Consider the following 21,160-nt stretch of genomic DNA (forward strand, 5'->3'; position numbering starts at 1 on the left):
ATGAACCATCCTGGTCTGCAAACCGCCATGGCCCACTGCGGCCTGATCGCCATCCTGCGCGGCATCACGCCGGCCGAAGCCGAAGCCATAGGACTGGAACTCTATGCCGCGGGTTTCCGCCTGATCGAAGTGCCGCTGAATTCACCGGATCCGCTGGACAGCATCCGCGCCATGCGCGCGGCGCTCCCCACCGACTGCCTGATCGGCGCCGGCACCGTGCTGGATCCCGAGGACTGCGCCCGGGTCCAGCAGGCAGGCGGCGAACTGATCGTCATGCCGCACAGCGACGCCGCCGTGATCCGCGCGGCCAAAGCGCTGGGCATGGCCTCCTGCCCCGGCGTGGCCACGCCCACCGAAGCCTACGCCGCCCTGGCGGCCGGCGCCGACGTGCTGAAGATATTCCCGGCCGAGCAGCTCGGCCCTGCCGTGCTGAAAGCCTGGCGCGCCGTGCTGCGCCCGCCTATCGCGCTGGCTCCCGTGGGCGGCATCACGCCCGACAACATCGCCATTTACGCCCAGGCGGGCGCCAGCGGCTTCGGCCTGGGCTCCGCCTTGTACAAACCCGGCCTGTCGGCCGCCGCCGTCGGCCAGAACGCGCGCGCATTCATCGCCGCCTGGCAACGCGCCTATCCCGCCCAGGAGACCCAAGCATGAAGATCACCAAGCTCACCACCTACATCGTGCCGCCGCGGTGGTGCTTCCTGAAGATTGAAACGGACGAAGGCATCGTCGGCTGGGGCGAGCCCGTCGTCGAAGGCCGCGCGCATTCGGTCGCCGCCGCAGTCGAGGAACTGTCCGATTACCTGATCGGCAAAGACCCCCGCAACATCGAAGACCACTGGACCGTGCTGTACCGCGGCGGCTTCTACCGCGGCGGCGCCATCCACATGAGCGCGCTGGCCGGCATCGACCAGGCCTTGTGGGACATCAAGGGCAAGCACCTGGGCGTGCCGGTATCGCAACTGCTGGGCGGCAACGTGCGCGACCGCATCCGCGTGTACTCGTGGATCGGCGGCGACCGCCCCGCCGACACCGCCGCGGCAGCCAAGAGCGCCGTGGAACGTGGTTTCACCGCCGTGAAGATGAACGGCACCGAAGAACTGCAGTACATCGATTCCTTCGACAAGGTCGAGAAGTGCCTGGAAAACGTCGCCGCCGTGCGCGACGCGGTCGGCCCCAACGTCGGCATAGGCGTGGACTTCCACGGCCGCGTGCACAAGCCCATGGCCAAGGTGCTGATGAAGGAGCTGGATCCGTTCAAGCTCATGTTCATCGAAGAGCCGGTGCTGAGCGAACACTACGAAGCGCTGAAGGAACTGGCGCCGCTGACCTCCACCCCGATCGCGCTGGGCGAACGCCTGTTCTCGCGCTGGGACTTCAAGCGCGTGCTGTCCGAAGGCTATGTGGACATCATCCAACCCGATCCCTCGCACGCCGGCGGCATCACCGAAACCCGCAAGATCGCGGCCATGGCCGAAGCCTACGACGTGGCGCTGGCCCTGCACTGCCCGCTGGGCCCGATCGCGCTGGCCACCTGCCTGCAGATCGACGCGGGTTGCTACAACGCCTTCATCCAGGAACAGAGCCTGGGCATCCACTACAACGCCGCCAACGACCTGCTGGACTACGTCAGCAATCGCGAAGTCTTTGCCTACGAAGACGGCATGGTCGCGATTCCGCGAGGCCCCGGCCTGGGCATCGAAGTCAACGAGGAATACGTGAAGGAACGCGCCGCCGTGGGCCACCGCTGGCGCAACCCGGTCTGGCGCCACGCCGACGGCAGCTTCGCCGAATGGTAAGCCGCCCGCCATCCGCCGACAGATAAAGAGAAAGAGGAGACAGCCCTTGTCCACAGCCACGCACGCCGGCCTGCAAAGCGCCCAGCGCCCCACGCGCAGCCGGTACCTCATCATGGTGATGCTGTTCATCACCGTCGTCATCAACTACCTGGACCGCAGCAACCTGTCCATCGCCGCGCCGGCGCTCAAGGACGAGTTCGGCCTGGACACGGTGCATGAAGGTCTGATCCTGTCGGCCTTCGGCTGGACCTACGCCGCCATGCAGATCCCCGGCGGCTGGCTGGTGGACCGCGTATCGCCGCGCGTGCTGTACGCCGCCGCGCTGATCCTGTGGTCAGCGGCCACGTTCTTCATGGGCTTTGCCGGCAGCTTCGTGATCCTGTTCGTGCTGCGCCTGGCCGTGGGCGCGCTGGAAGCGCCGGCCTATCCGATCAACAACCGCGTCGTCACCACCTGGTTCCCGGAACGCGAACGCGCCACCGCCATCGGCTTCTATACCTCGGGCCAGTTCGTGGGCCTGGCGTTCCTGACGCCGGTGCTGGCGTGGCTGCAGCATCACTACGGCTGGCACATGGTGTTCGTCAGCACCGGGCTGCTGGGCATCGTGTGGGGCGTGCTGTGGTTCATGATCTACCGCGAGCCGCGCCAGTTCAAGGGCGCCAATGCGGCGGAAATCGAGCTGATCCAGCAAGGCGGCGGAGTGGTCGACCTGGACCGCAGCGTCAAGGAAAAGAAGGCCCCCTTCAACTGGAACGACCTGGGCCAGGTCATGAGCAAGCGCAAGCTGTGGGGCGTGTACCTGGGCCAGTTCTGCCTGACCTCCACGCTGTGGTTCTTCCTGACCTGGTTCCCCACCTACCTGGTGAAGTACCGCGGGATGGACTTCATCAAGTCCGGCTTCCTGGCGTCGGTGCCGTTCCTGGCGGCCTTCGTCGGCGTGCTGTGCTCGGGCGTGCTGTCCGACTTTCTGATCCGCCGCGGCGCCACCATCGGCCTGGCGCGCAAGCTGCCCATCATCCTGGGACTCTTGATCTCCACCTCGATGATCGGCGCGAACTTCACCGATTCCACACCCTGGGTGATCTTCTTCCTGGCGGTGGCTTTCTTCGGCAACGGGCTGGCGTCCATCACTTGGTCGCTGGTGTCGACGCTGGCGCCCGTGCGCCTGTTGGGACTGACGGGCGGCGTGTTCAACTTCGTCGGCAATCTGTCGTCGATCTGCACGCCCATCGTGATCGGCTTCCTGGTGACCAAGGACAGCTTCGCGCCGGCCATCGTGTATGTGTCATCGCTGGCTTTGCTGGGCGCGCTGTCGTACATCCTGCTGGTGGGCAAGGTGGAGCGGATCGAGGCTTGATCGCTCCGGTTTCCCGGCATGGAAAAAGGGCGCCTGCATGCACAGGCGCCCTTTTTACTTGGCGTGTATCGCGGATTCAGCAGCCATGCATCGCCAGCTTCCGCTGGCGCTGGTTGCTGGCGCGCTGCCACAGCACCAGGCCCAGGCCGGCCGCGGCGATCAGGGCGCCGACCACGGGCACCGCGGCATAGCCCATGCCCGCCGAGATCACGCCCCCGCCAGCCGCCGCGCCCACCGCGTTGCCCAGGTTGAAGGCGCCCACGTTCACCGACGAGGCCAGGCCCGGCGCGTCGGTGGCGGCGCGCATGACACGCATCTGCAGCGGCGGCACCACGGCGAACGTGCCGAAGCCGAAGATCAGCAGTGCAATGGCGGCGCCGACCGGCGTGGCCGCCAGCCACGGGAACGCCAGCAGATCCGCGATGATCAGCACCAGGAAAGCGATCAGGCTGCCGTCCAGCGAACGGTCGGCGAAGCGCCCGCCCACCGTATTGCCGATGGTGAAACCGACGCCGATCAGCACCAGCATCGCCGTGACGAAGTTGGGCGAGGCGCCCGTCAGTTCGGCCAGGGTCGGCGCCACATAGGTGTAGAGCGTGAACATCGCGCCCGCGCCCAGCACCGTGGTCAGCAAGGCCACCAGCACCACCGGGCTCTTCAGCACGGCCAGCTCGCGGCGGATGTCGGGACGGCGTCCGGCCTCGCCCGCCGGCAACGCGAACCACAGCGACAACATCGCGATCAGGCCCAGTACCGAGGTCGCGGCGAATGACATGCGCCAGCCGATGACCTGCCCGAGCCAGGTAGCCGCCGGCACCCCGCCCACGTTGGCGATGGTCAACCCCAGGAACATGGTGGCGACGGCGCTGGCCTGCTTGTGGCGCGGCACCACGCTGGCGGCCACCAGCGAACCCAGGCCGAAGAAGGCGCCATGGTTCAGGCTGGTGACCAGACGTGCCAGCAGCAGGGTCGTGTAGTTGGGCGCCAGCGCGGAAAGCACGTTACCCACCGTGAAGATCGCCATCAACACCAGCAGCGCGTTGCGGCGCGACCAGCGCGACAGGGCCAGCGTCATCAGCGGCGCGCCCAGCATCACGCCGATGGCGTAGGCGCTGATCAACATGCCGGCGCTGGGGATGGACACGTCCACCCCTTCGGCGATGACGGGCAACAGGCCCATGGGAGAAAACTCGGTCACGCCGATGCCGAAGGCACCGACGGCGAGCGCCAACAATGGCAGGCCGGCCTTCACCGGCTGGGAGTCCTGGGGATGCATGTGGTTTCCTTGGGTTCGATTGCGCCGACCGGGGTGTTTCGGGAGCGGGCCGGCGCGGATGGCCGGGGCGCGGGAAAGGTCCGATCGGAAGGCAGGCGCCCAGTATGCCGCTGCGATCCTTGCGGAAAAAGGTAGGAAACAGCGAAACACTTTTGACTTGGAGTCATGAATCCCGGACGCCAGCAGGCTGGGCGCCCCCAGGAACGCTAGGCCAGCCCCAACAGCCTTTCCGTCTCGCGCGCCAAGGCGACCAGCCGCGGGCCGATGTCGGCCGCGCGCTCGCGGTAAGGACCGTCGCCCGCCGGCACGCCGCAATTGAAGACATACAGCAGCGACTGGTAAGGCCGCCCCAGCGGCGCGGCAAAGCCGTAGGCGTCCGGACGCCACTCCAGGTTGTTGCCGCAATAGCCCTTGCGTTCCAGGTCGCGGCGCGCGGCCGCCAGATTGGGAACGTGGGTCTCGTAGTGGCGTGCATCCGCCACGCGCAGCTGGTTCAGCACGACGGCCCGCTCTTCATCCGAGACTCGCGCCAGCCACGCCTTGCCGGCAGCGCTGGACAGCAAGGGCAGCGAGGCACCTATGTCCGGTCGGGTTTGCAAGGCCTCGTTGGACCTTGCTGTTTCCACGTACACCATCTGCAGGCGGTCGCGCACCACCAGGGACACGGCGCCACGCGCATGATCGGCCAACTGCTTCATCAACGGCCGCGCCAACTGCCGGATCTGCATGCTGGCCAGCAGCGGATAGCTCAGCGCCAGCACCGAGGCGCCCAGCCGGTAGCGCGCCGGGTCGCCCTCGCGTTGCAAAAAGCCCAGTTCGACCAGCGTGTGGGTCAGCCGCGCCACGGCGCTACGCGACAGGCCGGTCTGCTGCGCGAAGTCCTTGTTGGCCAGCACCGGCCGGTCAGCCCGGAAGCAGGCCAGGATATCGATGCCGCGCGCCAGCGTGGTGGTGAATTCGCGGTCCTGGTCACTCGTCATGCTGACGCTCCAGCATTTTTTCGACGCGCGCCACCAGCGTCAGCAGGCGCGGCGCGATACGCCCGCGCAGGTCGCCCGGGCGCAGCCGCGTGACGGGCACGCCGCAGTTGAACACCAGCGCCTGGCCATCGACGCGCGTGCGCATGGGCACCGCCACCGCATGCACGTCCGAGTGCCAATCGCCCTGCCCCACGCAATAGCCGTATTCGGCGTAGTCGCGCCGCGCCTGCTCCCAGTCCGGCGCGTGGCGGCGCCACACGGCCGGGTCCTGGCGCCGCAGCGCCGCCAGCACGGGTTCGGCCTCGTCGTCCGGCGCCTGCGCCAGCCAGGCGCGCCCCATGGCCGAGGGCAGCAGCGGCAGCAAGGCGCCGATATCCGGGCGGAAGGACACGGCGTCATGGCCGCGGCAGGTTTCCACATACACCATGTTCAAACCGTGATGCATGCCCAACGAGGCCGAGCCGCCAGCCGCATCGGCCAGCCGCTTCATCAGCGGACGCGCCAGTTGCCGGACCTTGATACTGGCCAGAAGCGGATAGCTCAGCGACAGCACCGCGGTACCCAGCCGGTAGCGGCGCAGGCCCGCGTCGTAGCGCAGCAGGCCGCGCTGCATCAGGGTGGTGGTCAGCCGTGAAATCGTGGCCTTGGACAGGCCGGTTCGGTCCGCCAGTTCGCGGTTGCTGAGCGCGGGTTCGCCGTGCCGGAAGGCCTGCAGCACCGACAAGCCGTGCGCCAGCGTGGTGGCGAAGGCGGGGTCGGCATGGCGCTCGCCCGGGCTGGTGGTCATGGTCGCGATCCTGATCCCGGGACGCGCGGAATGCGCGGCCCGTTCCTGAGAATCATAGAGCAGCGGTCGCCCCACCAGCACGCGTCACGTTCAAGATATCGAAACATTTGTCTCAAATCCCGCAGCCTTTTGCTAGCCTGGATTCAACACGGCGCGGCACCCATCAGCGCCCATGATGAAACGGAGACTAGCCATGATCAGGGACCCCGACGGTTTCCCGCAATTCCTCGAATCGCTGCGCCGTTACGTGCGCGAGCAACTGGCGCCGCGCGAAGCCGAGGTCGCCCGCCTGGACGAGGTGCCGCAGGACCTGGTCGCCAGCATGGCCGCGCAAGGGCTGTTCGGCTACTCCATCCCGGAGCAATACGGCGGCGCGGGCATGACGACCGAAGAGCTGATCCTGGCGGCCATGGAGCTGTCGCAATGCTCGGTGGCATTCCGCGCCCGGGTCGGCACCAATACCGGCATCGGTTCCGAAGCGCTGGTGGCCGACGGCACCGATGCACAGAAAACCCGCTACCTGCCGTTGCTGGCGTCCGGCGAACTGACCGGCTGCTTCGCCCTGACCGAGCCGCAGGCGGGATCCGACGCCACCGCCCTGCGCACCACCGCCGTGCGCGACGGCGACCACTATGTGCTGAACGGCGAGAAGTGCTTCATCACCAATGCGCCGCTGGCGGGCCTGTTCACCGTCATGGCGCGCACCGATCCGCAAGCGCCCGGCGCCAAGGGCATCACCGCCTTCATCGTGGAGCGCGGCACGCCGGGCCTGTCCACCGGCCAGCCCTACGACAAGATGGGCCAGGCCGGATCGCCCGTGTCCTCCGTGCATTTCCAGGACTGCCGCGTGCCCGCTGCCAATATCATCGGCGGCCAGGAAGGCCTGGGCTTCAAGACCGCCATGAAGGTGCTGAACAAGCAGCGCATCCATCTGGCGGCGCTGTGCATAGGCCCGGCCATGCGCATGCTGGACGACACGCTGCGCTTCGTGGCCGAGCGCCAGCAATTCGGCAAGCCGCTGATGGACTTCCAGCTGATCCAGGCCATGCTGGCCGATTGCCAGACCGAGATCCAGGCCGCCCGCGCGCTGGTGCTGCAAACCGCCCGCGAACGCGACGCGGGCGCGGACGTGACGCTGAATGCATCGATCTGCAAGTACTTCGCGTCGGAAATGTGCGGCCGCGTGGCTGACCGCTGCGTGCAGATGCATGGCGGCTATGGCTACATCGCCGACCATGGCATCGAACGCTTCTACCGCGACGTGCGCCTGTTCCGCCTGTACGAAGGCACCAGCCAGATCCATCAATTGAATATCGCCCGCCACACGCTGACCCAGGCGGGCTACACGCCCGGCCGCTAGGGCACTACCGGGACCGCAGCCGCAAGAAGCCGGCGGCCCATCAAACCAAAGGAGACTTCCATCATGCTGCACAAGCACCTGCCGAAGTGGATCGGCGCAATGGCCGCCGCCCTCACCTGCGCCGCGCTGCCGCCGCAAGCCGCGGCCGCCTACCCCGACAAGCCCGTGAGACTGATCGTGCCGTTCGCCCCGGGCGGCTCGACCGACATCCTGGGACGCCTGCTGGCCGAGGCCTTGCACCCCATCCTGGGCCAGCCCGTCATCGTCGAGAACAAGCCCGGCGCCGGCGGCAACATCGGCGGCGACTTCGTGGCGCGCGCCGCACCCGACGGCTACACGCTGCTGCTGGCGGCGGCGGGACCCACGGTCGTCAATCCCAGCCTGTACGCCAACATGCCGTTCAACCCGGCCAAGGACCTGGCGCCCATCACCTGCCTGGAGCGCGAGCACAACCTGATGGTAGTGACGAAATCGATGCCGGTGAAGACGCTGCAGGAATTCCTGCAATACGCGCGCAACAACCCCGGCAAGCTGTCCTTCGGCTCGCCGGGCAACGGCTCGCCCGCCCAGCTGGCCGGGGAACTGCTCAAGCAGCAGACCGGCATCCAGGCCGAGCACGTGCCATACAAAGGCTCCGGCCCCGCCATCACCGACCTGGTGGCCGGCCACATCGATTTCATGATCGACAACATGCCGGCCCTGCTGCCGCAGGTCAAGGCCGGCGGGCTGCGCGCGCTGGCCGTGCCCAGCGACCAGCGCGCCACCGCCGCCCCCGACATCCCCACTTTCGACGAGGCCGGCCAGAAGGGCTTTGTGGTGATGGCCTGGAAGGGCCTGATGGCGCCCGCCGGCACCGACCCGGCAGTGATCGAACGCCTGCACGCGGCTGTGGTCAAGGCGCTGCAGGACCCGCAGTTGCGCGCGCGCTTCCAGGAGCTGGGCGCCGAACCGCTGGCCAGCACGCCGGCCGAATTCGCCAAGCAGATCGCGGACGAAACCGCCTGGTGGGCCAAGCTGGTGCAGTCCACCGGCACCCGCATCCAATAGTCCATCGGTCCATCGCGGAGAAATTGCCATGCCATCCTTCATCCGAACGCTGCACGCCTTGTGCGCGGCCGCCGTACTGGCCGCGGCCGGGAACGCGCAGGCCGCCGCCTATCCCGACAAGCCGGTGCGCCTGATCGTGCCCTATGCGGCCGGTGGCGGCACCGACACCGCAGCGCGCATGATCGCCCGCAAGCTGGCGCCCTTGCTGGGCCAACCCGTGGTGGTCGAAAACAAGCCCGGCGGCGCCACGCAGATCGGCACCGCCTATGTCGCCAGCGCCGCGCCCGACGGCTATACCTTGCTGATGGGCACGGCCAACCTGGCGACCAATAGCGTGCTGTACGCCAAGCTGCCCTACGACGTGAAGAAGGATCTTGCGCCGGTCGCGTGGGCCACGGACGTGCCGGTCTACCTGCTGTTGCCGGCCGCCAGCCCCTGGCGCACGCTGGAAGACCTCAAGCGCGCCGCCGCGCAGCAGCAGGGCCTGACCTACGCCACGGCCGGCACCGGCAGCATTCCGCATCTGGCGGGCGAACAGTTCGCGCACCAGACCGGCATCGCGCTGCGGCACATTCCCTACAAGGGCAGCAGCGAAGCCGCCACCGCGCTGGTCGGCGGACAGGTCCAGCTGAGCTTCGACAATCTGGCGCCGGTTCTTGCGCAGGTCAAGGCCGGCCGCCTGCGGGCCGTCGCCATTGCCGCGCAGGCGCGCAATCCCGAGATGCCCGACGTACCCACGCTGGCCGAGCTGGGCGTGCCGCTGGCGGCCTCGTCCTGGTGGGGCGTGATGGCGCCGGCGCGTACGCCGAAGGACGTGATCGCCCTGCTGAACCGGCAGCTCAACAGCGTGCTGGCCGATCCAGAAGTGCGCAGCTACTTCGCCGGGCTGGGCATGCAAGCCACCGGCGGCACGCCCGAAGCCTTCGGCCAGCACATCGCCGACGAAACCGACAGATGGCGCGCCGTGGTCAAGCAGGCCGGCGTGAAGATCGAGGAATAAACCATGCAGTCCAAGCAAGAGCATGCCGGCGGCGACGCCCTGCAAGACCTGTGCGCGCGCGTGCGCCGCTTCGTGGACGAGGTCGCAATACCCGCCGAGTCCCCCGCCATCGCCCGCGACGTAGCGGCGCTGGACAGCTGCGTCGCCCGCTTGCGCACCCAGGCCCGCGAGGCCGGCTTGTATGCGCCGCAGCTGCCCGAGGAGTGGGGCGGGCTGGGGCTGGGCTGGCGCGCGCTGGCGCAGGTGCTGGAGGAAGCGGGACGCGGATTCCTGGGGCCCGCCGCGCTTAACTGCGCCGCGCCCGACCAGCCCAACATGCTGACGCTGCTGCGCCTGGGCAACCCTGCCCAGCAGGAACGCTTCCTCGCGCCGCTGGTGCGCGGCGAACAACGCGCCTGCTTCGCCATGACCGAGCCCGCGCCTGGCGCCGGCTCCGATCCGTCCATGCTGCGCACCCGCGCCGAACGGCGCGGCGCGCGCTGGGTGCTGAACGGCCACAAGCAATTCATCAGCGGCGGCGTGGGCGCGGATTTCGCGCTGGTGCTGGCGCGCGCGGAAGCCGGCGTCACGCTGTTCCTGGTGCCTGCCGATACGCCCGGCTATCGCGTAGTGCGCGATATCGGCATGGTCACGGGCTACCAGATCGGCGGCCACGCTGAGATCTTGCTGCAGGACTGCGAGGTCGGCGACGAGGCCGTGCTGGGCGAGCCCGGCCGTGGCCTGGAATATGCACAGCTGCGGCTGGAACCCGCCCGCCTGTCCCATTGCATGCGCTACATCGGCCGCGCGCGGCGCGCGCTGGAGACGGCGCAAGCCTATGTGGTGCAACGCGACTCCTTCGGCTCGCGCCTGGCGGACCTGCAGCAGATCCAGGCCATGGTCGCGGATTCGCACATCGACCTGCACGCCGCCCGCCTCATGACGCTGGACTGCGCCGGCCGCATGGACGAAGGCCTGTCGGTGAAGCAGCACAGCGCCATGGCCAAGGTCTTCGTGTCCGAAGCCGTGAACCGCGTGGCCGACCGCGCCGTGCAGATGATGGGCGCGTCGGGCCTGTCCGACGACACGCCCGTGTCCATGGTCTGGCAGGAAATGCGCCCCTTCCGCATCTACGACGGCGCCAATGAACTGCACCGCGCCACGCTGGCGCGCCGGCTGCTGGCGCAAGCCTGAGCCCCCAAGGAGACGAATATGGAAAACCCCGAATTCCAGGCCTACCGCCTGCACGCGGGCGCAACGGGCCAGCCCCCGCAAGGCCGCTACGACACGCTGACCACGGACCAGCTGTCCGCGGGCGACACGCTCATCAAGGTGGCCTACGCCGGCCTCAACTACAAGGACGCGCTGGCCCAGGCCGGGCGCGGCGGCATCGTCCGCGAATATCCGCGCATCGGCGGCATCGACCTCTCGGGTACCGTGGTGCACTCCGCCGACCCGTCGCTGGCGCCCGGCCAGGAAGTGGTGGTGCACGGCTTCGGCATCGGCGTGGATTGCGACGGCGGCTATGCCGAGTACGCGCGGGTGCGCCATGACTGGGTGCTGCCGCTGCCCGCCGGCATCGGGCTGCGCGACGCCGCCGTGCTGGGCGCCGCGGGCTATACCGCCGCGCTGTCGCTGCACTGGATGGAGCACTGCGGACTGACGCCGGAGCACGGCGAGGTGCTGGTCACCGGCGCCACCGGCGGCGTCGCCGGCGTCGCCATCGACATTCTGAGCCAGCGCGGCTACCGCGTCTGCGCCATGTCAGGCAAGCCGGATGCGGAGAACTATCTGCGCTCATTGGGCGCGCAGGAGGTGATGGCCCCGCCCGACCTGTCCGCCGGCATCAAGCCGCTCATGAGCGCGCGCTGGGCGGGCGTGGTCGACTCCGTGGGCGGCCCGCTGCTGGCGCACGCCCTGGCCAGCCTGAAGCCGGACGGCGTGGCCGCCGCCTTCGGCAATGCGGGCGGGGCGGAACTGCCCACCTCGGTCATCCCCTTCATCCTGCGCGGCGTCAAGCTGCTGGGCATCAACGCCAACAGCCCCATGCCGCTGCGGCGCCAGGTATGGAACAAGCTTGCCGCCGAATACCGCCCCGCGCATCTCGACCTGATCGCGCGCGTCATCGAACCCCGCGAACTGCCCCAGGCACTGGCCGCCATGCTCGAACGCGGCAGCACCGGCCGCAGCGTCGTGCGTTTCTCCTGATCCTTCATCGCCACATCATGACCGACACTTCCCTGTCCCGCCTCTTCGATCCGCAAGCGATCGCCATCGTCGGCGCCTCGGCCACGCCGGGCAAGATCGGCGCGATGCCGATCAGCCTGCTGCTGCAGCACGGCTACGGCGGCCGCATCATTCCCGTCAACCCGCGTGCGGACGTCATCGCCGGGCTCCCCGTCATACCCGGTCTGGACGCGCTGGACGCGGACGTGGACCTGGCCATCCTGGCCGTGCCGGCCGCCCACGCCGCGCAGGCGCTGGAGCGCGCCCGGCCCGGCCAGATCGGCGCGGCGGTGGTGTTCACTTCCGGCTTCTCCGAGACCGGCGCACACGGCGCCGGGCAACAGGAACGGCTCTGCGCCGTCGCGCGCGAGCGCGGCATCCGGCTGCTGGGTCCCAATTGCCTGGGCTTCATGAACGTGCGGCGCAATGTCTATGCCACCTTCTCGCCCGCGCCGGCCAACGGCGTGGTCGCCCCCGGCGGCATCGGCATGGTGTCGCAGAGCGGCGCGTTCGGCGCCTACGCCTACAGCATGGCGCGCGAACGCGGCCTGGGCCTGTCGCACTGGATCAGCACCGGCAACGAGGCCGACATCGACGTCGCCGACTGCATCGAATGGCTGGCGCACGACGCCGATACCCGCGTCATCATGGCCTATATGGAAGGTTGCCGCGACGGCGCCAAGCTGCGCCGCGCGCTGGCCGCGGCGCGCGCGGCGGGCAAGCCCGTGGTGGTCACCAAGATCGGCCGCACCCAGGCCGGCGCGCAAGCCGCGGCTTCGCACACCGCTGCCCTGGCCGGCGACGACGCCGTGTACGACGCGCTATTCCGCCAGTACGGCGCTCTGCGCGCACGCACCATCGAGGAATTCTTCAACCTGGGCTATGCGCTGGACACCTGGAAACGGCCGCCGCAAGGCCGGCGTCTGGGGATTTTCACCATCTCCGGCGGAGTCGGTGCGTTGATGGCCGACGAAGCCGCCGACACCGGCCTGGCGCTGCCCGAGCCCGCCGCCGACGCGCAAGCCCGGCTGCTGGAGCGCGTGCCCTTCGCCAGCGGTCGCAACCCGGTGGACGTCACCGGCCAGGCCGTGTCCGAACCTGGGCTGCTGCTGGCCACCGCCGACGACATGCTGGCCGATGGCCGCTATGACGCCCTGGCCGTCTTCCTGGCCGCCGCAGGATCCTCCGAGATCCTGTGGCCCACCTTCGAAGCCTTCGCGCGGCAGATGCAGGCCCGCCATCCGGACGTGCCGCTGGCGATCAGTGCGTTATTCCCGCCCGCCCGCCGCCGCGAACTGGAACAGCTAGGCTGCTTGGTGTTCCCCGATCCCAGCGCCGCCATCCGCACGATAGGCGCGGTGGCCGGGCTGGCGGCCAATGCGGATCACGACAAGGCTGAGGAAGATCGCGCAACCCAGTCAGCCGACACGCCGCCACTGCTGGACGCCTATAACGAAGTTCAGGCAATGGAGCTGCTGCGCCAAGCCGGCTTGCCCGCATCTCCCTGCACGCTGGCCACCGACGCCGACGCCGCGGTGCGCGCCGTCGCCGCCATGAGCGCAACCGGCCGCGACGCCTCGGGCGATAGCGTCCCCGTGGTCCTCAAGGTGGTCTCGCCCGACATCACGCACAAGAGCGACGTGGGCGGCGTGAAGCTCAATATCCGCGGCGAAGACGCCGTGCAGCGCGCCTACGCCGACATCATGGCCTCGGTGCGCCAGCACCGGCCCGACGCCCGCATCGATGGCGTGCTCGTCGCCCCCATGGCGCCCAAGGGCGTGGAATGCATCGCCGGCGTGCATTGCGATCCGGTCTTCGGCCCGGTCGTCATGTTCGGGTTGGGCGGCGTCTTCGTCGAAGTGCTCAAGGACGTGAGCTTCCGCCTCGCGCCCTTCGGCCGCGACGAGGCCATCGCGATGATCCGCGAGATCAAGGGCTACGCGCTGCTGCAAGGCGCGCGCGGCGCGCCCCCTTGCGACATCGATGCGCTGGCCGACGCGCTGGCGGCTCTGTCCCGTTTCGCCCACGCGCGTAGCGCGGACTTCAGTTCGGTGGAGATCAATCCCTTGCTGGCGCTGCCTGAGGGGCAAGGCGCCATGGCGCTGGATGCAGTGGTGATACGGGGCGGGGGAGCTGCCCAGACGGTCTAACCCATGCGGCCACGGGCGGCTACGCGCCCATTGCCCACCGCTTGGCATGCTTGCGGGTGTTGGCCTTGATCCAGCGCCCCAAGCGCTCGATCAGCGTGCGCTCCGCGCCCTCCGACACCTGCGTCATCAGCCCTGCCTGCACCTCGTCCAATGCCGCGGGAAGCGCAACCACCAAGGACTCCCCTACCGCCCTGACGTAGCGCAGGGCAAAGCCCAACTCCTTGGCCATGGCCGCGATATGTTCCGCGCCGATGCTGCCCGGCTTCATTTCGCCGCCAATCGCAAACGCGAAATTGCGAGCCAGCCCGGAGTACATGCCCGTGCACATCAGGTCATAAAAGGGAGCCAGCCGGTACAGGCCGTCCGGCGTCTGCAGCACGGACAGGTTCTTGGCATGGCTATCGTTGTTGCCGACGCATAAGTTGAAGAATATCCATTGCAGGAAACGCTTCAAATCCGCGGCGCCGATGCCCATGCCTCCCAACAACTCCCGACATTGCTGCAGCGAAGGACCGCCGTCGGACTCATACTTCACGTCGGACGGCTTACCGGCCAGCTGGCAGAGATCCAACTGATGAAGCCGCAGCAAGCCGCCCTTGTCGTCAGGCTTGCGGTCATACCGGGTAATCAGGCATGCGTGCGTATCGGGCTGATAGCGGACTTCCGCCACGCCCAGGCCCATTCTGGCGGCCAGCTGCATGACCAGCGTCTCGTTCAAGGCCGACGACCACACGCCGTCCAGGCCGCGAATATCCGGCTTCAGAATATGCGTGGACGGCGCCGCACCCTCGGGAATCGTCGGCGAACCATCGGGCATGACCGTCAATAGGAGCTTGTCTTGCGCCCCGGCCAGAGAAATGCGGGCGCCCTCGGCGTTCTCTGCCGCCAACGCGGGTACAACCACGTCCTGCAAGCGCACTGCCACGTCCTGCCACGTCGCAGGCCGGTGGCGCGCCGGCGCGGGGCGTTCGCCTTGCGGCAATATGGTCAACCCACTGGCGGTGTCCCCGCCCACGCTGCGCAACAGGCCGAAGACCGTGGTGGCATGGCGGCTGACCTGCAGGAACTTGCGCACATGCCCTTCGGGCAACAGGTTTTCAAAGAATGCATGCACCGCATCGTCCGCATGATCGCCGCTGCGCAAAGGCACCGATGGCGAAATGGCGTGCGCGCCAGCCCAATTCAGCCAGGCGTCGTCATACACGAAGCGCAACGGCCGCTCGTCGAACAAGCGGCCGACCTTGCGGTCCGCGTGATAGATGTCCAGCGCATCGGCGGCGCTCATGGCAGCCTCGGGCGCTTGGGCCCCACCTGCACTTCCAGGCCCAGCAGATCCAGCATGTCCAGCACCTTCTGCAATTGCAGCGTGGGCTTGCCGCGCTCCAGATCCACCACATAGCGGTTGCCGGTGCCGGACAGGCCGGCCAGGTCAGTTTGCAGCAAACCCTGCGAGCGCCGGACGGCCTTCACCAGCTCGCCCAGTTCGGTCGAGGTGCGGATCGTTACGCCGGCCCCGCCTGCAAGCGCGGCCGGAATATCGTTCGCGGGCATGATCGCCTCCAAAATTACCGTTCGGTAATTTTAGGGCAATAATATGATCGGCGTCGCAAAAAAATTACCGAGCGGGAAAAATTTACCGCAGCACGGTTTTCTTAGCCCGAAAAATTACCGAACGGGAATAATTTTTCCGATCCAGGCCTGATTTTCACACAAAATTACCGATCGGTAATTTTGTGGCCGTCGTCCATGGAGCGGTGCCTCAAGCGAAAAAAGGCGCCCAAGGCGCCTTTTCGTCTTCAAGCACGCGTCCCGCTTACTTCAGCAGCAACGCATTCAGCCGCTTCACAAACGCTGCCGGGTCGGCAATCTGCGCGCCTTCGGCCAGCAGAGCCTGATCCAGCAGCAGACGCGCCCACTGGTCGAACTCGCCGTCTTCGGCGGCGCGGATGCGGGCCAGCAACGGGTGCTCGGGATTGATTTCCAGCACCGGCTTGACGTTGGGGGCTTCCTGGCCGGCGGCCTTCAGCATGCGCAGCAGGTGCGGGCTGAGTTCGTTCTGGCCCACCACCACGCAAGCCGGCGAATCCACCAGGCGCAGGGTCACGCGCACTTCCTTGACCTGATCTTCCAGCGTCTTCTGCAGACGCTCGACCAGCGGTTTGAAGTCCTCGGCCACTTCGGCCTGGTGCTTCTTTTCTTCCTCGTCGGCCAGCTCGGCCAGGTCCAGGCCGCCCTTGGCCACCGAGACCAGCGACTTGCCGTCGAATTCGCGCAGGTAGGACAGCATCCATTCGTCCACGCGGTCCGACAGCAGCAGGACTTCGATGCCCTTCTTGCGGAAGATTTCCAGATGCGGACTGTTGCTGGCGGCGGCGAAGGTATCAGCCGTGACGTAGTAGATCTTGTCCTGGCCTTCCTTCATGCGCGACACGTAGTCGGCAAAGGACACGGTCTGGGCCTGGTCGCCCGTCTGCGTCGACGCGAAGCGCATGAGCTTGGCGATGCGTTCCAGGTTGGCCGAGTCCTCGCCCGCGCCTTCCTTCAGCACCTGGCCGAACTCCGACCAGAACGTGGCGTAGTCTTCCGGCTTGTTCTCCGCCATGTCTTCCAGCAGCGACAGGATGCGCTTGGCCGAACCCTCGCGGATGGCGCGCACGTCGCGGCTTTCCTGCAGGATTTCACGCGACACGTTCAGCGGCAGGTCGGCCGAGTCGATCACGCCGCGCACGAAGCGCAGGTACGAGGGCAACAGCTGGTCGGCGTCGTCCATGATGAAGACGCGCTTGACGTACAGCTTCACGCCGTGGCGGCCGTCGCGGTCCCACATGTCCATGGGCGCATGCTTGGGCACATACAGCAGCTGCGTGTATTCGCTGCGGCCTTCCACGCGGTTGTGGGTCCAGGCCAGCGGGTCGTCGTAGTCGTGCGACACCGTCTTGTAGAACTCGCGGTACTGCTCTTCCGTGACGTCGGACTTGCTGCGGGCCCACAGCGCGTTGGCCTGGTTCACCGTTTCCAGTTCTTCGGTCTTGACCTGTTCGCCCTTTTCCTGGTCCCACTCTTCCTTGGCCATGCGGATGGGCAGGGAGATGTGGTCCGAATAGCGGCGCAGGATCTCGCGCAGCTTCCAGCCGTTGAGCAATTCGTCTTCGTCGGCGCGCAGATGCAGCGTGACGTCCGTGCCGCGCGAGGCTTTTTCAGCGGCGGCGATGGTGAATTCGCCCTGGCCGTCCGATTCCCACTGGATCGCATCCGTGGCGCCGGCGCGGCGGCTGACCACCGTGACCTTGTCGGCCACGATGAAGGAGGAATAGAAGCCCACGCCGAACTGGCCGATCAGCTGCGCGTCCTTCTGCTTGTCGCCCGTCAGCTGCGAGAAGAATTCCCGCGTGCCGGAACGCGCAATCGTGCCCAGGTTGGCCACGGCCTCATCGCGCGACAGGCCGATGCCGTTGTCGGAGATGGTGATGGTGCGCGCGGCCTTGTCGTAGCTGACCGTGATGGCCAGCTCGCCATTGCCTTCCAGCAGCTCGGGCTGATCGATGGCCTCGAAGCGCAGCTTGTCGCAGGCGTCCGATGCGTTCGATACCAGCTCGCGCAGGAAGATTTCCTTGTTGCTGTACAGCGAATGGATCATCAGGTGCAGCAGCTGCTTCACCTCTGCCTGGAACCCCAGGGTTTCGGACGTGGAAGGCGTGGCGGTTTGGCTCATAGTTCTACGTGGCTAGGTAAGTAAATTGGGGACGGTGATTGGCTGCCGGGACATCTGGCCCGCGCGGCCGCCGGGAAACCCTATTGATGTGGGGGCCAATGGCGCGCTTTCAAGGGCGGGCGGGAATTCCCCCTGCCGATCGCAGCCCCCCATTTCGGGCAGGGGCGGCGCCTCAGAAAATCGAGAACACCTTGCGGTAGCGTGTTTTCGCCTCCAGCACGGTTTCATGCTGCGGCACCGCCAGCTTGCCGGCCCGGATCAGCTTGCGGATGTCGGCGGCCGTGATCTGCCGCGTCTCTTGCGAGCGCAGCAGGAAATCCGCCGTACCGCGGTCCAGGATCTGATAGATCGAATGGAAAATCAGCTGCGAAGGGCCCAACTCGTCGAGGTAATAGAGTTTCTCTCCCTTCTGCCAGACCGTGCCGAAGTTGTGATAAACCACGCCGCGCTTGTTCCATTCCCCAGCCGGCGCATCCGTCAGCTGGTTGATCAGCGTGGAACGGGACACCAGCCCTCCGCCGCTGCCCCGCGAGTTGCGGGCCCAGGCTTCCTGCGCCTGCAGGAACAACGTCTGCCTGCCGTCCGTGTACACGTAGGGCGACAGGGCGGTGTATGTGTCCGAAGCCAACGGATCGTCGCCGGCCCGCTCCACCTGCCGCGTCTGCGCGTTGTAGAAATAGATGCCGTCCTTGCTGCGGAACAGCGCCTGGTACACATGCCGGCCGTGCTCGCTCAGCAGCCGGTACGGCGCATGCGCCGCGTCGAAGGGCTGCGCGCCCACGTACACCATGCCGTCGCGCGGATCGCGGAGATAGGGCTGGCGGTACAGGTCGCCCACCATGAAGGTGTACAGCGCGGGATCGTCCGACAGCGGCAGCAACTGCTCGTGGAAATAGACGCGGCGGCCATCGGCGAAGAAATCGTCGCTGGGCCGCACGTCGCCATCCCTGCCCGCTGGCAGGCGGCGCAGCGAGGCCGGCCCTGCCTGCGGCATTTCGCGGCCGCGGTAGTACACACGTTCGTCGTCGGTGGCCAGCTCGCGGTCCAGCAGCGGCCGGTAGGACCGGGCGCTGGCCGGCAGGGCGACGAACGGATACAGATAGGTCTGTGGCTTGGGGCCGGCATCCGCCTGGTACAGGACCTTCTGCCAGAACTCGTCCAGCATGCCCAGTTCCTCGTTGCGCACACTGTGCATCGAACAGAAATACGTGACCGCGCCATCGCTGAAATAACTGTTGCCCAGGTAACGCGCCGGCGCCGGCTTCATGCCCGGCAGGACCTGGTTGCCGCAATACACGTGGCGCTGGTCCCTGGCCGCCTGCCTGCCATCGAAAGCCCCGGTATCGAAGGCCGCGAAACTGGCCGGATCGGCCTCGTCCATGCGGTAATAGCCGTTGCTGGGAACGGCGGCGTAGACGCCGCCCTGATAATTCTTATAGATGCTGCTGCCGTAGGACTGCCCGCGGTCCACCGACGCGAAATCGTCGCCGTCCATCAGCCAGAACAGCAGGAACATCGGCAGCGCGGCGATGATCAGGACCAGCGTGATCACGGCCCATTTGGCGCGTTTTTGCATGGAATGGCGGGGCTGACCTGCCTTTGATTGGCGACCAGGGATTCTAACCAGCGGCAGCGAGCCCGGTCCCGTCTCCGGCCCACTCCCGGTCCGTCCCCGGACGCCGTGGAGCCTTCCCCGCTAAAATCCCGCACTTTCCTCCCCTACCCCGACCCTGGCCGGCCCATCCGCCATGCAACCCGCCTCCCTGACCCAACCCGCCCCCCACGGCTCATCCGACGCCGACCCCAGCCCTGACCTGGTCTACGGTCCCGACGATCGCCCCGCGCCTCCCGTGGCCTTCGTCGCCGCCCTGCAGCACTTGCTGGCCATCCTGGTTCCCATCGTCACCCCCGGCCTGCTGATCTGCCAGGCCCTGGGCGTCAGCAGCCGCGACACCACCCTGATCGTGTCCATGTCGCTGGTCATTTCCGGCATCGCCACCTACGTCCAGTGCAAGCGCTTCGGCCCCCTGGGCGCCGGCCTGCTCATCGTGCAGGGCACCAGCTTCAACTTCGTCGGCCCGCTGATCGCCGGCGGCTCGGTCATGGTCAAGCAAGGCACCCCGGTCGAAGCCGTCATGGCCGCGATCTTCGGCGTGGTCATCGCCGGCTCCTTCGTCGAAATGGGCATCAGCCGCATCCTGCCCTTCGTCAAACGCCTGATCACCCCGCTGGTCACCGGCATCGTGGTGCTGCTCATCGGCCTGACGCTGATCAAGGTCGGCCTCATCAGCATGGGTGGCGGCTACAGCGCCATGGGCAACGGCACCTTCGCCAGCGCCGAGAACCTGACCCTGTCCGGCCTGGTCCTGGGCACCATCATCCTGCTGAACCGCGTACCGGTCGTGTGGGTGCGCAGCACTGCCCTGGTGCTGGCCTTGGCCGTCGGCTACATCGCCGCCGCCTACATGGGCCGCCTGGACTTCACCGGCGCCCGCGAAGCCGCCCTGTTCCAGATCCCCACGCCGCTGCACTTCGGCCTGGGCTTCTCCTGGGCGCTGTTCGTGCCCATGCTGATCATCTACCTGGTCACGTCGCTGGAAGCCATCGGCGACGTCACCGCCACCAGCAAGGTCTCCAAGCAGCCCGTCGAAGGCCCGCTGTGGATGCAGCGCATCAAGGGCGGCGTCCTGGTCAACGGCGCGAACTCGCTCTTGGCCGGCGTGTTCAACACCTTCCCCAGCTCGGTCTTCGCGCAGAATAATGGCGTGATCCAGCTGACCGGCATCGCCAGCCGCCACGTCGGCGTGTGGATCGCCGGCATGCTGATCCTGCTGGGCCTGTTCCCGGCCGTGGCCGGCATCCTGCAGGCCGTGCCCGAACCCGTGCTGGGCGGCGCCGCCATGGTCATGTTCGGCGCGGTCGCCGCGTCCGGCATCAACATCCTGGCCGGCATCCACCTGGACCGCCGCGCGCTGCTCATCATCGCCGTGTCTCTGGCCCTGGGCCTGGGCGTGTCGCAAGTGCCGGAAATCCTGTCGCACCTGCCCCATGCCGTGAAGAGCGTGCTGGAGTCGGGCGTGGCCACCGGCGGTATCTGCGCGCTGGTGATGAACTGGTTCCTGCCTGAGAAAAGGTAAGGCTGCCGGGCTCCTCAGGGAACTGGTTCTGGCCCCCGCCTGCGGGTGGGACCGGCTCCCTGACAGAGGTCCGGTCCCAAGGCCGCCTGACAATTTATGAAAGACCGCATATAATCGCCGTCTTCGCTTCTCCCGCGACCGTCATCTGGACGTGTCCGCGACCTCCTAGCCCGGGTGGTGAAATTGGTAGACGCAGGGGACTCAAAATCCCCCGCCGCAAGGCGTGCCGGTTCGATTCCGGCCCCGGGCACCAGAATTCAAAAAGCCGTTGACGTTCGCCGTCAACGGCTTTTTTCATGGCGAAATGCCGCACTCGGCCTACGCACGTGTTCATTTCAACGCTCCACGCG

17 protein-coding genes and 1 tRNA gene are annotated in these 21,160 nt (G+C 67.4%); 11 read left to right on the forward strand and 7 right to left on the reverse strand.

The genetic code is table 11. From position 1 onward, the window contains the following. The 3 genes from AC6LKD_RS16825 to AC6LKD_RS16835 are packed head-to-tail and all read left to right on the forward strand — an operon-like array spanning position 1 to position 3,156. Positions 1–654 carry a 2-dehydro-3-deoxy-6-phosphogalactonate aldolase gene (locus AC6LKD_RS16825; RefSeq protein ID WP_498116878.1) on the forward strand — a complete coding sequence of 218 codons (654 nt, stop codon included), beginning with the start codon at positions 1–3 and terminating at the stop codon, positions 652–654. After that, on the forward strand, positions 651–1,799 hold the full coding sequence (dgoD, locus tag AC6LKD_RS16830; RefSeq protein ID WP_498116879.1) for a galactonate dehydratase: 1,149 nt from the start codon (positions 651–653) through the stop codon (positions 1,797–1,799). The genes AC6LKD_RS16825 and dgoD overlap by 4 nt, the downstream gene beginning before the upstream one ends. 46 nt (positions 1,800–1,845) lie before the next feature. Continuing rightward, on the forward strand, positions 1,846–3,156 hold the full coding sequence (locus AC6LKD_RS16835; RefSeq protein ID WP_498116880.1) for an MFS transporter: 1,311 nt from the start codon (positions 1,846–1,848) through the stop codon (positions 3,154–3,156). 76 nt (positions 3,157–3,232) lie between these two features. Here AC6LKD_RS16835 and AC6LKD_RS16840 read toward each other — a convergent pair whose 3' ends face one another. From AC6LKD_RS16840 to AC6LKD_RS16850, 3 genes are all read right to left on the reverse strand, one after another. Then, positions 3,233–4,432 carry an MFS transporter gene (locus AC6LKD_RS16840; protein WP_498116881.1) on the reverse strand — a complete coding sequence of 400 codons (1,200 nt, stop codon included), beginning with the start codon at positions 4,430–4,432 and terminating at the stop codon, positions 3,233–3,235. A gap of 206 nt (positions 4,433–4,638) precedes the next feature. Next, positions 4,639–5,412: an IclR family transcriptional regulator gene (locus AC6LKD_RS16845; protein ID WP_492274142.1), complete on the reverse strand. Its 774-nt coding sequence runs from the start codon at positions 5,410–5,412 to the stop codon at positions 4,639–4,641. Then, on the reverse strand, positions 5,402–6,199 hold the full coding sequence (locus tag AC6LKD_RS16850) for an IclR family transcriptional regulator (RefSeq protein ID WP_498116882.1): 798 nt from the start codon (positions 6,197–6,199) through the stop codon (positions 5,402–5,404). Before AC6LKD_RS16850 ends, AC6LKD_RS16845 begins: the two co-directional genes overlap by 11 nt. A 193-nt stretch (positions 6,200–6,392) precedes the next feature. Between AC6LKD_RS16850 and AC6LKD_RS16855 the strand changes: the two genes are divergently transcribed. The 6 genes from AC6LKD_RS16855 (at position 6,393) to AC6LKD_RS16880 (ending at position 13,961) form a co-directional block, all read left to right on the forward strand. Next, positions 6,393–7,559 (forward strand): acyl-CoA dehydrogenase family protein, encoded by a 1,167-nt coding sequence (locus AC6LKD_RS16855; protein ID WP_013396428.1) that lies wholly within the window; start codon positions 6,393–6,395, stop codon positions 7,557–7,559. 63 nt (positions 7,560–7,622) lie between these two features. Continuing rightward, a complete protein-coding gene (locus AC6LKD_RS16860) occupies positions 7,623–8,606 on the forward strand; it encodes a Bug family tripartite tricarboxylate transporter substrate binding protein (protein WP_013396429.1) in 984 nt (327 codons plus the stop codon). 28 nt (positions 8,607–8,634) lie between these two features. Next, positions 8,635–9,606 carry a tripartite tricarboxylate transporter substrate binding protein gene (locus tag AC6LKD_RS16865; RefSeq protein ID WP_498116884.1) on the forward strand — a complete coding sequence of 324 codons (972 nt, stop codon included), beginning with the start codon at positions 8,635–8,637 and terminating at the stop codon, positions 9,604–9,606. Between the two features lie 3 nt (positions 9,607–9,609). Beyond that, complete coding sequence (locus AC6LKD_RS16870; protein ID WP_498116885.1) at positions 9,610–10,779, forward strand: acyl-CoA dehydrogenase family protein; 1,170 nt, start codon at positions 9,610–9,612, stop codon at positions 10,777–10,779. Between the two features lie 18 nt (positions 10,780–10,797). Continuing rightward, positions 10,798–11,793: an acrylyl-CoA reductase family protein gene (locus AC6LKD_RS16875; protein WP_498116887.1), complete on the forward strand. Its 996-nt coding sequence runs from the start codon at positions 10,798–10,800 to the stop codon at positions 11,791–11,793. 17 nt (positions 11,794–11,810) lie between these two features. Further along, positions 11,811–13,961: an acetate--CoA ligase family protein gene (locus AC6LKD_RS16880; protein ID WP_498116888.1), complete on the forward strand. Its 2,151-nt coding sequence runs from the start codon at positions 11,811–11,813 to the stop codon at positions 13,959–13,961. 19 nt (positions 13,962–13,980) lie between these two features. On the opposite strand, the gene AC6LKD_RS16885 is transcribed toward AC6LKD_RS16880, so the two are convergent. The 4 genes from AC6LKD_RS16885 to AC6LKD_RS16900 form a co-directional block, all read right to left on the reverse strand. Then, a complete protein-coding gene (locus AC6LKD_RS16885; RefSeq protein WP_498116889.1) occupies positions 13,981–15,246 on the reverse strand; it encodes a type II toxin-antitoxin system HipA family toxin in 1,266 nt (421 codons plus the stop codon). Beyond that, positions 15,243–15,512: a helix-turn-helix domain-containing protein gene (locus tag AC6LKD_RS16890; protein WP_013396435.1), complete on the reverse strand. Its 270-nt coding sequence runs from the start codon at positions 15,510–15,512 to the stop codon at positions 15,243–15,245. Before AC6LKD_RS16890 ends, AC6LKD_RS16885 begins: the two co-directional genes overlap by 4 nt. Positions 15,513–15,774: 262 nt before the next feature. After that, a complete protein-coding gene (gene htpG, locus AC6LKD_RS16895; RefSeq protein ID WP_207469481.1) occupies positions 15,775–17,673 on the reverse strand; it encodes a molecular chaperone HtpG in 1,899 nt (632 codons plus the stop codon). Positions 17,674–17,845: 172 nt separating this feature from the next. Then, complete coding sequence (locus AC6LKD_RS16900; protein WP_013396437.1) at positions 17,846–19,249, reverse strand: DKNYY domain-containing protein; 1,404 nt, start codon at positions 19,247–19,249, stop codon at positions 17,846–17,848. Between the two features lie 172 nt (positions 19,250–19,421). On the opposite strand from AC6LKD_RS16900, the gene AC6LKD_RS16905 reads away from it, so the two are divergent. Both AC6LKD_RS16905 and AC6LKD_RS16910 read left to right on the forward strand, forming a co-directional pair. Beyond that, complete coding sequence (locus tag AC6LKD_RS16905; protein ID WP_013396438.1) at positions 19,422–20,810, forward strand: uracil-xanthine permease family protein; 1,389 nt, start codon at positions 19,422–19,424, stop codon at positions 20,808–20,810. Positions 20,811–20,978: 168 nt separating this feature from the next. Beyond that, positions 20,979–21,063, forward strand: a tRNA-Leu gene (locus AC6LKD_RS16910). Positions 21,064–21,160 lie beyond the last annotated feature (97 nt).

This window comes from Achromobacter sp. D7-1 (genome assembly GCF_059760445.1).